Origin of the sequence: Methylophilus sp. (genome assembly GCF_035460085.1) — a bacterium.
Taxonomy (GTDB): domain Bacteria; phylum Pseudomonadota; class Gammaproteobacteria; order Burkholderiales; family Methylophilaceae; genus Methylophilus.
In genome coordinates, this window is sequence record NZ_DATHWZ010000054.1 from 38,836 (window position 1) to 51,582 (window position 12,747).

Consider the following 12,747-nt stretch of genomic DNA (forward strand, 5'->3'; position numbering starts at 1 on the left):
CTTTTGTTTTTGGTGAACACCATTTTTTGCATAAACTAATGTTGAATGAAATTCTGACGTGGCAATCAGTCATCGGCGGATAAACCTATGAGCAAGGACCACTTAATATCAGTGATGTTGAAAACACCTTTGTTCTGATTGTGATAAGAAAAACAATCAGCTTCATAAACTGATTCATGATGATGTCCGGTGAACCACTGTAGCCGGGTCATTTTAGGATGTGTGCATACACATCCACTTTTTTGTCTTAAGAATGTTTGTGCTCATGAAATTAAGCAAGATTTCCTTTCTTAGAAGCACGTAAAATCCTTCTAGTTAAGCATGCTTAAGACATGCCAGAATTGACCAACTTGAATCGTCCGTAAAATCTTACAAGTATTTCAGCCAAACATGACTGGTTGTTTTAACATCAATATTGCATATTAGCCTAACGATTTGCACATTAATTACTTTGAAAATGAGATTGCATGATTGAATGGGCGTAGTATTTATCTGGTATAGGCCTTTGGCTTGCATTAAGCTATATACTGTAAGTAAGTATTTGCACAATTAAAATCAGGCATCATCAGTAATGATTTTCGAATAAACACATGACTGCATCACAATGACTTTTCTATACCAACTCGCTGTCCTGGGTGCGCCAACAGAGGCACAAATTCGCGATCTAAGCGAATGCATAGCCTCTGCTCTGGACAAGTTTAATTTACGGCTGAGGCATGAAGTGGTATGGGATGTTTTACCAGCCACTTTTAAACCAGATCAACTACAACCATCAGCGGCGGTATTCTTTGGCGGAAATAACGTAGATGTTGCAAACCTTGAAGAGCTTTTAGCGCGCGGTGTTCCCATATTGCCAGTGGTATCAGATTCAAGTCGACGCCAGTCAGAATTACCTGACATATTGCATCCTTTGAACTGCCTCGATTATAAAGCAGGCGGGGCTGAGCATGTCGCGAATGCCCTACTGGAGAGTGTCGGACTGTTAGCGCACCAGCGACGGGTATTTATCAGTTATCAACGTAATGATGCCCTTGCTGCGGCTTCTCAGCTTTGTGAAGCGCTCACCGCGCGGCAATTCAATGTGTTCATGGATACGCATGGTATCGACATGACTGAGGATGCCAAGGCATTATCATGGCATAAGCTATATGATTCTGATGTCGTGTTGATGCTGGATACACCTGGTTATTTTAATAGTCGCTGGAGTAACGCAGAATTTGGCCGCGTACTGGCCAAAGGCATCAGTGTGTTGCGGGTGAACTGGCCAGATGTCACTGCCTCCCGGCGATCAGCCACTACCTGTATAAGCAAGCTCGCAAGTGAGGATATTCAATTGGATTCCGGAGGGCTCGAGGCTGACGCAGTGGAACGTATTTGTTTACAACTTGAAGAGGTGCGCAGCCAGAATCATGCTATACGAATGGTCAATATGATCAGTAATCTCCGGATTGCAATTCAGGCGATTGGCGGGAAAATGCTCGGCGTCAGCACCTATAAAGCGATGCATATGCAATTACCGAACGGCCAACGTTTAACAGTCTATCCAACAGTTGGAGTACCCACCCCTGTCCTTTTAGAAGAGGCGCTAAGCCATACGCCGTCAAGTCAGTCTGCGGCTGTCGTCTATGACCCCGTCGGTTTATATCAAAAAGGCCTGCATTACCTGGATTGGCTTAGCAAGCATACTCAATCCGACAGTTGGATTAAAGCCTCTGAAGCCAGCCAGCAATTTAAGCATTGGGGGCATTGATACATGGGGGCAATATTTCTTTCAGCCAGTGTGCCTGTCCCTAACCGTGGTACCTACCATGAGACTGCCAACCCTTTCTTAATCCAGTGCGCGGTGCGTGAGATGATGATTGCCGTGATCAGGCAGCATAAGATAGTTTGGGGTGGCCATCCGGCAATTACGCCCATGCTCTGGAGTATCTGCGAGGATATTGGTGTGGATTATGCCGATGCTGTGGTGCTTTACCAGAGCAGGTTTTTTGAGGATGAGTTCGCTGAAGAAAACAAAAGATTCGGCAATGTCATTTACACCAGCCCTGTATCCAATAACAGGGAAGCCAGCATCCTGCACATGCGCAAGGAAATGCTTTCGCGTGAAGACCTCATCGGAGCCGTGTTTATTGGTGGCATGGAAGGGGTTGAAACCGAGCATGCGATATTCAAATACTATCATCCCAATGCCAGTATATTACCGGTACCTTCTCCGGGCGGTGCTGCTTTGAATTTGGTGCTGGATCATGGCTATGGCACCCAAACTGATCTTGCAGATATCGATTTTGCGCGGCTTTTTCACACGCATTTCGCATACGCTACCAGCAATCCGATGCAATAATCCCACCAAGATAAACATCGCTAACTTTCTTTTAATTCGATTTTTTCTCTATTAAATAACCAGCCAATGGTTATTTTTCACATTCTGTTTGCCCTGCAAATCATAAAATTCTCATTTGTCCTACAAGCTCCCCGGCATTTAAAGTAACATGAGGGTTTGGATTTTAAAGAGTGTGTATGGCGCGGCGGGTTTTCTACAGTTTTGATTATCAGCGCGATAGCTGGCGAGCCTCTATGGTGCGCAATATCGGCATGGTTTTAGGCAACCAGGCTGCGATTGATAATGCCTGGGAAGAGGTATATAAATCTGAGGACTCAGCCATTCGTCGCTGGATCAAGAAGCAACTCAATGGCCGTAGTTGTACCATTGTATTGATCGGGGCAGAAACGGCACGTAGCAAATGGGTCCGTTATGAAATCGAACAAACCCTGCTATCTGGCAAAGGATTATTAGGCATCAGGATACACAAATTGCTTGATCAAAAGCAGCAGGAAGATATGGCCGGACCGGATCCTTTTGAAGGTCTAAGTATGCCGGATGGCCGACTGGTCACCGATGTTATTCACACCTATGATCCACCTGGCGAGACCAGCAAAGAGGTCTACGCACATATCAGTGAACACATTGAAAGCTGGATAGAAATTGCGATTGCCGAACGATAATCCATCAGTCATTTTAATAAGCACGAAGCCTGACTTGTACCAAGTCAGGCTTTTTAATCTAAGCATTTGGCTAATCGTTAGTCGTCTTTATTGACTCGCATATCTATTCTTTTTGCCTCTTCAAGATGTTTTTTCAAGACAGGCAAACTATCAGAAGCAAATTTTTTGATTTCCGGATCCATCGCATCTTCCGCTGCATCTTCAAATAATTTAATGGTTTGTTCATGTGCTGCCACACCTACACCTGAAGCATAGCTTTTATCAAACTTGGTACCTTCTCTTGTTTCCAGATATTTGAGTTTTGCCTGTTGTATCAGGCTAGGTTCTTTAGGCAACTCCACACCGCGTTTTGCAGCTAAATCTTTTACTTTAGCGGCTGCTTGCGTATGGTCTTCAGTCATCATCTTTGCAAATTTCAGAATCTCCGCGTTTTTGGATTTCTTCAGTGCAAGTTGGCTACCTGCGATTTCGTAATTGCCAGCTTCAGCCGCGTTTTTCAAAAAGCGCTTGTCTGATGATGCGATATCTTTAGCATGCACATTCAAGCCCATACAAAGCAGGCCCACTACTGCTGATCCCAGCATTAAACGTTTTACTGAATACATGACGATTCCCTTTTCATTGAGAAAGCATCAGTCTAGGACGAAATGCATACAGCTACTGTCAGTGAATATCTGATTCCATTGTCAGCGGTATCCATGTAATTTTTCCAGGTCGTTTTATAGAGAGAGGCTTTTGATCAAGTCCTAGTGTTAATTCAGCTATTTATGGTGCTTCCTCCTGAATTAGTCAACAGTATTGAAGAGGGCAGTTGCATCCTGCCGACATCATCCATTGCATGGAAGAGCCTGCTGCAAAGTGGTGCTGACTACAGGTATGCATTAAATCAGGCGGCATCGCCTGCTTAATCACATTTGGTTTGTCAGATAAATCTGCATATATTTGCATCAATGTCTGACGCCGTAATCAGCCGCCTACGGATGATTTTGCGGCGTTTAAATCTTTAGACTTAAGCCTAACAGTGCTCAACTTAACTTTTAAGGTGTTGCACATTAGATTGATCGATTGATTGATGTTAAGGAAACAATATGCTGATTAGAGAAATTATGACGCCGGAAGTGATTGTGACTTCTCCAGATCACACCTTGCGTGCCGTGGCAAAAATCATGATGGAACATGATTTAGGCATATTACCCATTTGCGAGAATGGTGAATTGATTGGGATGTTGTCTGATCGTGACATCACCATACGCGCAGTGGCACGAGGCTTGTCACTGGATAATACTAAAGTCAGCCAATTGTTGGGTACTGAAGCCAGGTATGTTTTCGATGACCAGACAATAGAAGAGGCTGCGGCAGATATGAAACAGTTTCAGGTACGCAGATTGCCCGTATTAGACCGGGAAAACCGGCTGGTTGGTATTATTTCACTAGCGGATATCGTGTTGAATGACCAGTCAACCGCTACAGAAGCGCTAGCGGCTATATCACAACCTGCTTGATACCAGCAGTTTGTGATTTTATTGTCCCATCAAGAAGCACCGAAGTTAATATCATTAGGGTTATCAGGGTAAGTTCTTTCTATACTGGAATAGCTACTAACCGTTTTAGGGCTGACTTTTTCGAGCATGGCAGTATCCAAAGCGTAAATCACCTTTTCAATCAGCAAGCGGTCACTACTGATGTAAACCTGTTTTTCTGACGCCGCAGAATGTATCACCAAGGCGTATCTGGTGCCTTCCGAGACCCAGAACACGACACTGAGGATGATTGAAAATCCACCCAAGGCAAATAAATTGCCTTCATCGAGTAATAAAAATAAACCCGTTAAGAACAAAATAGTCGCCAATAGGCGCTTAGGTTGTATGAAGTTCAATTCCACTTGGTTGATGTCGGCGATGGCATAGATTTTCCCTCTAACATTCAAATGCTGATTGCTGACTTTTAAGTCTGCACTGCTGAACAATAATGATTCATCCATTTTCTTGACCTTTTAAATTAAAAGCTTGGGAAGAATAGATGGAGAGCTGCAGCCATTAGTATGCCCAGGCGTAATGCGTATTATTCGAAATGCAAACGCATGCTGCGGAAGTAAGCAAACTACTAGGGAAGCACGGGAAGGAAAACTTAAAACAATTACTCAGATGGAGGAGCCTCAAATGAGGACGTAGAGGAAAATTCAGAACTGTTTCCATGAACTGCATCTTTAGTATACGCTCATATTGATATAAAAGTATATTTGTTCACTTAACAATCAGAAAAGTATTTTTCACTTAGATAATTGTTCAATTTAGTACTTTTCCTACAGGATTTTCAGCTTAATTCCGATATTTGGTACAAAGGAATAAGGAAGATTATATTTCTTCATTGATTGTTGAAAGATCCGCCGTATGTCACGTCCCATTTGGAAAGGTGCCATCAGTTTCGGCCTGGTACATATTCCGGTTGAACTACATTCTGCCAGTAGCAGCTCAGGGATAGACCTGGATCTTCTTGATAAACGTGATTTCGCTCCGGTGGGCTATAAGCGCTATAACAAAGTCACCGGCAAGGAAGTCAAGCAGCCGGATATCATCAAAGGATATGCCTATGAAAAAGATGAATATGTGGTACTGACCGATGAAGATTTACGCAGAGCCAACCCTGAAAGCACCCAGACCATAGATATCCTGTCTTTTATTGACCGCAGCGAGATCCCGGTATTCTTTTTTGAACAACCTTATTATCTGGTACCCGGCAAAGGCGGCGAGAAGGTGTATGCCTTATTACGGCAAACTCTGGAGGAATCCGGCAAGCTGGCCTTGGGGCAAGTGGTCATCCGCACCAAACAGCACCTGGCTGCATTGATGCCATTCCATAAGGTCATAGTCCTCAATCTTCTGCGTTACCAGGAGGAAATCCGTGAGTTGCCGGAAATCCCCGAACCCAAGCCCGGCAAACAGTCACAGGTATCCGCCAAAGAAATGGACATGGCGTTGTCGCTGGTGAAAGATATGTCTGAAGCGTGGAGCCCCGAACAATACCAGGATACTTTCCGCCAGGATGTGCTGGCGCTGGTGAAGAAAAAAGTGAAAGCCAAGCAAACCCATACGCTGACCGAGCCGGAGCAAGATGGCGAGCAAACCCGTGCCCCTTCAGGTAGCAATGTAGTGGACCTGATGCAGCTGCTGAAAGCCAGTATTGCCGACAAAACTGCACGTGCCGGTGGTAAACCGGCAGGGAAAAGCAACACTGAAAGTAAAGTCAAACCTGGGCCAAAAACCGCCCGGCTGAAAGCAGAGCCTAAACAGAAATCAGAACCGGCGCGTAAACGGTCGGCCTGAGTGGCAATCGTAATAGGTGAGACGACAGGATGGGATTACAACAATACTGGAAAAAACGTGATTTCAAGATCACGCGTGAACCACGTGGCCAAGTAGAGTCGCCGGGTGAGCAACTGCGTTTTTTTATCCAGAAGCACCATGCGCGCCGCCTGCATTATGACTTCCGGCTGGAGTTTGATGGCACCCTGAAAAGCTGGGCAGTGCCGAAAGGGCCTAGCCTGGACCCTGCTGATAAACGCCTCGCGGTAGAAGTGGAAGACCATCCGCTCGCCTATGGCACATTTGAAGGTGATATCCCTTCCGGCCAGTACGGCGCAGGCCATGTCATGCTGTGGGATAAAGGCACCTGGGAAGCCATCGGTGACCCGGTGACCGGCTATAAGAATGGCTCAATCAAGTTCAAGCTGCACGGACATAAGCTGGAGGGCAAATGGGCACTGGTGCGGATGAAAACAAGGCAAGCTGATAAAGACGATAAAATCAACTGGCTGTTGATCAAGGAGCATGACGAGCACGCGCGCACCGGGGCTGGGGCACAGATCACCAACACTGCCCAAGCGTCTGTCAGCGAGTTGCCGGATAACCATGACCATCAGCATGACGAAGGGGCCTCGCCGGAAATTCAAATTCCTGCCAATACAACACCTACCTCAATCCCTGAAAAGTGTTCACCACAACTGGCTACGCTGGCCAGTAAGGTGCCGGATGGCGAACAATGGCTGGTTGAACTGAAATATGATGGTTACCGAGCGTTGACCCGCATTAAAGATGGCAAGGCCCGGATGCTGACCCGGAATGGGCATGACTGGTCAGCTAAATGGCCTGCTCTGGCTGAAGCACTGTCTGCTTTACCGGTGGATACCGCCTGGCTGGATGGAGAAGTCGTGGCGATAGGGCCGGATGGCAATGTCAGCTTTCAGCTGCTACAAAATGCCATGCGCCTGGATAAAGAAGCAAAGCTGATCTATTTTGTGTTCGACCTGATGTATCTGGACGGTCATGACCTGACAAAATTGCCGTTGATTAACCGTAAGGACTTGTTGCGTACCCTGCTGGCCAAGCAAGGTGCAGACAGCCTTATCCATTTCAGCGACCATATCACCGGGCAGGCGGTTGAAGTGTTCAAACAAGCCTGCCTGCATGGACAGGAAGGCATTGTCGTCAAAGATGCGCAGGGCACTTATGTGCAAAACCGGTCTGCTGACTGGCTTAAAGTGAAATGCGGATTGCGGCAAGAGTTTGTTATCGCGGGGTATACCGATCCCGCTGGCAGCCGTGAACGATTCGGCGCCTTGTTGCTGGGTCTCTATGATGAAGCAGGCAAGTTGCGCTATGCAGGCCGGGTCGGTACCGGTTTTAATGCAGATAGCCTGAACATGATTGCCGGCCATTTACCCAAACTGAAGATGGCAACACCGGCGTTTGCGAACCCGCCCACAGGCCGGGAAGCGCAGGGTGTGCACTGGCTGAAGCCATCACTGGTGGCTGAAGTAAAGTTCGCACAATGGACCAGCGAAGGCCTGACAAGACATGCCAGTTTTATAGGGTTGCGTAGTGACAAGCCGGCGAAAGAAATCATCCATGAAGCAGCGCTGGCTCCGGAAGATATTGAAAGTAAGGCATCCAAAGAAAAAAACGCAGAGAAAAAAAACGCTAATAACACCAGGCACACTGGCCAAAAAACCTCTACTCAGCCGTTGACTGATTCTGCGAGCGGATCACAGGTAGCCGGCATCAAGCTCACTCACCCAGCCAAGGTGCTTTATGCCGGCGATGGCTATACCAAAATGGATATCGCCCGCCATTATGCCAATATCGAACAATGGATATTGCCTTATCTGGAGGACAGGCCGTTATCAATTGTGCGCTGTCCGGATGGTTACCAGAACGGATGTTTTTTCCAGAAACATGTGACCAGGGATAGCCACCGCCACCTGCAATCGGTACAACTGGATCCAGCATCGAAAGACGCTGAATATTTTATCGCCAGTACGCTGCCTGCCATGATCGAGTTGGTTCAGCTGGGCGTGCTGGAGTTACATAGCTGGGGTTCACGCTATCCGGTGACTGCACTGGCAGATAGGCTTATTTTTGACCTAGACCCTGCACCGGAACTCAGCTGGGACAAAGTCACCGAAGCAGCTCTGTTATTAAAAGGCCTGCTGGAAGAAGTCGACCTGACATGCTTTGTCAAAACCACCGGCGGCAAAGGCTTGCATGTAGAAGTGCCAATCAAGCCTGAATATCCGTGGCAAGTGGTAAAAGCTTTTAGCCGCGATATTGCCCGGTATCTTGAAAAACATATTCCCGACCGGTTTACCTCCAGCATTTCCAAAAAGAAACGCGAAGGTAAAATTTTTATTGATTACCTGCGAAACGGTTCCGGGGCCACCGCCATTGTGCCGTATTCCACGCGTGCCCGCGCCGGCGCCCCGGTGGCGACACCACTCTTCTGGGACGAGGTAGGCGCTGACATCCACTCTGATATTTTCAATATCACCAATATAGGCGAACGCTTATCCAGGCAGAGATCTGACCCGTGGAAAGACTATCTGAAAATCCGGCAAAAACTCAGCCCAACATTACTCAAGTTGTTTAGCCCTTAATCACTGCCCGCAAATCATCATCGGTAATCAATGCCGCCGGAGATTAAGCACTTGAGCGTCCGAGAATTCCTACAAAATTTTCAGCGTAAAGTGTATGGAAGCCAACATCATAAATCCGCATGATGAAGCCTCATCCTATAGCGCATGCAATGCACTAGTTTCAAGCATCTGGTCACAAGACCAGGCATGTGATGTAAATAGATAAATTGTTTAGTCGCTGGTTTATTTATTCGATTTGGGGAGGAATCATGTTGGGCGATATGTTAATAGGGTCGCTGATTTTGGCTCTATTTTTTGTACTACCTGCATGGCCCTATCACAACCGTTGGGGGTATTACCCGCCTGGTATTCTAGGTTCCGCGCTTGTGATTTTGCTGATTATGTCGTTAGCAGGATGGATTTAAAACACTGATGAAAAACACGTTTGATGCGAATACCCCTGGATATCGCCAGGGGCTAGTTGAGACGGTTTTATCAGATTAATAATTACTTTAATAAATAATAATTTTGGAGCTTAATCATGGCAGCTATTTTATCTAATGACCCGGCAGCGAGTCGTACAACTCTCGTTAATGGGGGGCCTACCAGCGCAATTTCCTGGTCAGCTATCCTGCTCGGTGCAGTCGCATCAGCAGTTCTATCACTGATCCTTTTTCTGCTGGGTACAGGGTTGGGACTTTCTTCTATCTCACCATGGTCTCACGACGGGGTTTCTGCTGCAGCATTCGGAATTTCTGCCATCATATGGATAACAGTCACGCAGGCAATCGCTTCTGGTATGGGTGGCTATTTGACGGGACGCCTGCGTGTTAGATGGATAGACACTGATCCTGATGAAGTATATTTCCGCGATACTGCCCATGGCTTCCTGGCATGGAGTGTGGCGACTCTGGCAACAGCGACACTGGTGACTTCTATCATTGGCTCCATTGTAGATACAGGCGTACAGGCTACAGCAAGTTTAGCTGGTGGTGCCGCCTCTGCCGGTGTCATGGCAGCCGCGCATGTAGCCAACAGCGAAACATCCGCTAACGGTAGCAACACCTCAGGTTATTTTGTCGATGCTTTGTTCAGGCCTAATCTGAATGGTACAGTTCAACAAGACCCAAGCAGCACTAACAACACTGCCAGCCGTAACACGATGGACTCGCCTTCAAAACCTATTCCAACTGATGAAGTTACACGCATTTTTGCAAATTCCGTTGCGAATGGTTCATTGTCAGCTGAGGACTCTGCTTACCTGACACAGCTCGTTGCACAACGCACTGGGTTGACACAGCAAGAAGCCGAGGCACGTGTAAAAGAAATCTATGCCACCTTGGATAAAAAACTGAATGAAGCCGCAACAAAAGCCAAGGAAGCTGCTGATCAAGCACGTAAGGCTTCTGTTGGTATCACGCTGTGGTTGTTCGTATCTTTACTGATTGGTGCATTCTCAGCCAGCCTGGCTGCAACCTGGGGTGGCCGCTGCCGCGATGCGTAATCAGGGTTTAAACGGATAAAAGTTTTTTAAATTATCAGGAGATATTAATATGCGTTCACTACTACTATTCTTTTTGGGTGTGCCTATCCCACTGATTATCTTGATTGCCTTGTTTGTACGTTAACTCTGTTTAGTACGCTAAGCGTGCAAAGACATGAAGTTGTCATTCATTAGGAGATTTACATGCGTTCATTATTACTTTGGTTTATCGGGTTACCAATCCCTATCATTATCCTGATTGCGTTATTCTTGTAGGTAAATCAAAAAAAGGCGAAGCTAGCTTCGCCTTTTTCCTTTAAGCCCGTCGTTCAATAAACAGGCTATTGCCCGGCATTTTTTTGGCTTGTTTCTTTGCCAGGCTGACTGCTGAAGACAGTTCATGCTGTGAGCGGAATCTCCCCGGTTTCACTTTTACCGCACCGATAGACAGGCTGACAAACGGGTATTGCACCACTTTTCCCTGGCGGTCTTCCGCCACAACACCTCCGGCGGCTTTATGCGCTTCATCATAGAATTCAGCAATATCATTTTCCATATTGCTCAGAATCTGTTTACAACGCGCCTGCCAGTCTTTGCTTTGGAAGATGACAATAAAATCATCACCGCCAATGTGGCCGACAAAATCAAAATTCTGGTCAACGTGATCCAGTAATAGTTTGGCGGTGTAACTGATGATTTCATCGCCACGGCGGAATCCATAAATATCGTTATAGGGCTTAAAGGTGTCCAGGTCAAAATAGCAGACGCTGAACCTGCACTCCGAGGCAAGTAACCGGTCAAGCTGTTCATTGATAGGTACGTTGCCTGGCAGCAGCGTGATGGGGTTGGCGTAGCGTGCGGCGTTGATCTGCATTTGCGTGACTTCACGCAGCAAATCCTGTCCACGGCCTATGCCCAGGTAGCGGCCATTGTCTGTGATGATAAAACCATTGCTGAAGTGCTGTGCCTCCTCGGCGATGATGTCACTCAGTGCTTTCAGGCTCATGGATTTTTCGACGATCAGTGGCTGGGTATCCATAAAGGTCTCGGCACAGCGGCGGTTACCGTACAACTCCCTGCGGTAAGGGCGGGCCAGGTTATCTATCATGGTATAGCGCGTGATCAGCCCGATCGGTGTTTCGCCATCGACTACCGGCAGCATATGGATGCTGCTATCTGCGTCGATCAGCCGCATCACTTCATTATTGGTCATCGTTGCCTGAATGGGCGGGATATATTTCAGCAGTTTGCTGACATTGGAGCGGTGGTCCAGTGCGATATAGGTATTCTGGTAAAGATGCAGTGTATTCCTGACCAGTTGTTTTTTTACATCGACATCGATCGACTGTATCAAGGTCGGTTCGGGGCGGCCCAAGTAGTAACCTTGGCAGAAATCAATTTTCAGGTCTTTGATAATACTGAGTTCTTCAAAGGTTTCAATGCCTTCGGCGATGACTTTGGCGCCAGAGTTCTGCGCTATTTGCTGGATAGAGCGGACGAATTCGAATTTGACCTGGTCGAGGTGGATATTACGTATGAAATGTTTGTCAATTTTCACATAGTCCGGCTTCAGCTCTGACCACAGACGCAAGCTGGAAAACCCCTCACCCAGATCGTCCATCGCGATCTCAAAGCCGATGTCGCGGTATAGCTGCACTGCTTCACGCAGCTGGCCATAATCCATGTTGCGGGTCTGCTCGGTGACTTCAATAATAATCTGTTGTGGTTCCAGGCCAAGACTGGCGATGTAGGCCATGGTTTCAGCTTTATTCGGCGCTGACATCAATAGCATTTCGGGCGTGCTGTTGAGAAAAAGCTTGCGCGTTTTGCAGGTGGCCGCGTAATTTTCAAGCACGATCTGGCGACTAAGGTGCTCCATTTCTGGCAGGTATTGGCGTTGTTTGGCGGCCTCGAATAATTGCAACGGCAGGTACAGGCTAGTATCCGCCGGGCCACGGATCAGACCTTCGAATCCATAAATATCTGCATTATTCAATGACACGATAGGCTGGTAAACCGAGGTCAGACACCGTGTTCTTAATATATCTACGATAGTGTCTGACCCTGGATCCAACCCTTCAGCAAAACGTTTTAGTTGATCTTCTCCCCATTTGGCTCCCCAGCTATAAGCCAGGCTGTCGAGGAAGGGTGGTCTGGAAGTCATGGGTGGATATCTGGTATATGCGAGCATCACTATTTATTGTTTGATTGCAATTTAATAGCAATAACGTAAATTAATTTCGCTAACTTAAACCCTAAACCGGATTTTTGGTCGATTTCACAAAAAATTCAAAATTAGGTGGAAGATGTTAATCATCAAAGGGCCGGTATTGTGAAGCTCCCGCAGTCATTA

11 protein-coding genes are annotated in these 12,747 nt (G+C 46.8%); 8 read left to right on the forward strand and 3 right to left on the reverse strand.

Annotated features, from left to right (window positions below; translation table 11 throughout):
- Positions 1–604: 604 nt before the first annotated feature.
- From VK958_RS08140 to VK958_RS08150, 3 genes are all read left to right on the forward strand, one after another.
- On the forward strand, positions 605–1,750 hold the full coding sequence (locus VK958_RS08140; RefSeq protein ID WP_325240561.1) for a toll/interleukin-1 receptor domain-containing protein: 1,146 nt from the start codon (positions 605–607) through the stop codon (positions 1,748–1,750).
- A 3-nt stretch (positions 1,751–1,753) separates the two neighbouring features.
- A complete protein-coding gene (locus VK958_RS08145; RefSeq protein ID WP_325240563.1) occupies positions 1,754–2,341 on the forward strand; it encodes an SLOG domain-containing protein in 588 nt (195 codons plus the stop codon).
- A gap of 176 nt (positions 2,342–2,517) precedes the next feature.
- Positions 2,518–3,003 (forward strand): TIR domain-containing protein, encoded by a 486-nt coding sequence (locus VK958_RS08150; RefSeq protein WP_325240566.1) that lies wholly within the window; start codon positions 2,518–2,520, stop codon positions 3,001–3,003.
- Between the two features lie 77 nt (positions 3,004–3,080).
- Here the strand turns inward: VK958_RS08150 and VK958_RS08155 are convergent, their stop codons facing one another.
- Positions 3,081–3,608, reverse strand: coding sequence for a DUF4142 domain-containing protein (locus VK958_RS08155; RefSeq protein WP_325240569.1), 528 nt, complete (start codon positions 3,606–3,608; stop codon positions 3,081–3,083).
- Between the two features lie 483 nt (positions 3,609–4,091).
- Here VK958_RS08155 and VK958_RS08160 point away from each other — a divergent pair, with 483 nt between their 5' ends.
- Positions 4,092–4,505, forward strand: a complete 414-nt coding sequence (locus tag VK958_RS08160; protein ID WP_325240571.1) for a CBS domain-containing protein — start codon at positions 4,092–4,094, stop codon at positions 4,503–4,505.
- Positions 4,506–4,534: 29 nt separating this feature from the next.
- Here VK958_RS08160 and VK958_RS08165 read toward each other — a convergent pair whose 3' ends face one another.
- A complete protein-coding gene (locus VK958_RS08165; protein ID WP_325240573.1) occupies positions 4,535–4,984 on the reverse strand; it encodes a DUF6232 family protein in 450 nt (149 codons plus the stop codon).
- Positions 4,985–5,393: 409 nt separating this feature from the next.
- Between VK958_RS08165 and ku the strand changes: the two genes are divergently transcribed.
- The 4 genes from ku to VK958_RS08185 all read left to right on the forward strand — a co-directional run bounded on the left by ku (position 5,394) and on the right by VK958_RS08185 (position 10,415).
- Positions 5,394–6,326, forward strand: coding sequence for a non-homologous end joining protein Ku (gene ku, locus VK958_RS08170; RefSeq protein WP_325240575.1), 933 nt, complete (start codon positions 5,394–5,396; stop codon positions 6,324–6,326).
- Positions 6,327–6,355: 29 nt separating this feature from the next.
- The gene (ligD, locus tag VK958_RS08175) at positions 6,356–8,932 is read left to right on the forward strand and encodes a DNA ligase D (RefSeq protein WP_325240577.1); all 2,577 of its coding nucleotides are present in this window, start codon (positions 6,356–6,358) and stop codon (positions 8,930–8,932) included.
- Between the two features lie 260 nt (positions 8,933–9,192).
- Positions 9,193–9,336 (forward strand): DUF3309 family protein, encoded by a 144-nt coding sequence (locus VK958_RS08180; RefSeq protein WP_325240583.1) that lies wholly within the window; start codon positions 9,193–9,195, stop codon positions 9,334–9,336.
- A 116-nt stretch (positions 9,337–9,452) separates the two neighbouring features.
- A complete protein-coding gene (locus tag VK958_RS08185) occupies positions 9,453–10,415 on the forward strand; it encodes a hypothetical protein (RefSeq protein ID WP_325240579.1) in 963 nt (320 codons plus the stop codon).
- Between the two features lie 295 nt (positions 10,416–10,710).
- Here VK958_RS08185 and VK958_RS08190 read toward each other — a convergent pair whose 3' ends face one another.
- Complete coding sequence (locus VK958_RS08190; RefSeq protein ID WP_325240580.1) at positions 10,711–12,558, reverse strand: GGDEF domain-containing protein; 1,848 nt, start codon at positions 12,556–12,558, stop codon at positions 10,711–10,713.
- Between the last annotated feature and the right edge of the window lie 189 nt (positions 12,559–12,747).

Excerpts from the sequence above, each read along its gene's own strand:
- VK958_RS08140 (WP_325240561.1), top strand. The coding sequence starts at position 605 with ATGACTTTTCTATACCAACTCGCTGTCCTGGGTGCGCCAACAGAGGCA.
- VK958_RS08145 (WP_325240563.1), top strand. The coding sequence starts at position 1,754 with ATGGGGGCAATATTTCTTTCAGCCAGTGTGCCTGTCCCTAACCGTGGT.
- VK958_RS08150 (WP_325240566.1), top strand. The coding sequence starts at position 2,518 with ATGGCGCGGCGGGTTTTCTACAGTTTTGATTATCAGCGCGATAGCTGG.
- VK958_RS08155 (WP_325240569.1), bottom strand. The coding sequence starts at position 3,608 with ATGTATTCAGTAAAACGTTTAATGCTGGGATCAGCAGTAGTGGGCCTG.
- VK958_RS08160 (WP_325240571.1), top strand. The coding sequence starts at position 4,092 with ATGCTGATTAGAGAAATTATGACGCCGGAAGTGATTGTGACTTCTCCA.
- VK958_RS08165 (WP_325240573.1), bottom strand. The coding sequence starts at position 4,984 with ATGGATGAATCATTATTGTTCAGCAGTGCAGACTTAAAAGTCAGCAAT.
- ku (WP_325240575.1), top strand. The coding sequence starts at position 5,394 with ATGTCACGTCCCATTTGGAAAGGTGCCATCAGTTTCGGCCTGGTACAT.
- ligD (WP_325240577.1), top strand. The coding sequence starts at position 6,356 with ATGGGATTACAACAATACTGGAAAAAACGTGATTTCAAGATCACGCGT.
- VK958_RS08180 (WP_325240583.1), top strand. The coding sequence starts at position 9,193 with ATGTTAATAGGGTCGCTGATTTTGGCTCTATTTTTTGTACTACCTGCA.
- VK958_RS08185 (WP_325240579.1), top strand. The coding sequence starts at position 9,453 with ATGGCAGCTATTTTATCTAATGACCCGGCAGCGAGTCGTACAACTCTC.
- VK958_RS08190 (WP_325240580.1), bottom strand. The coding sequence starts at position 12,558 with ATGACTTCCAGACCACCCTTCCTCGACAGCCTGGCTTATAGCTGGGGA.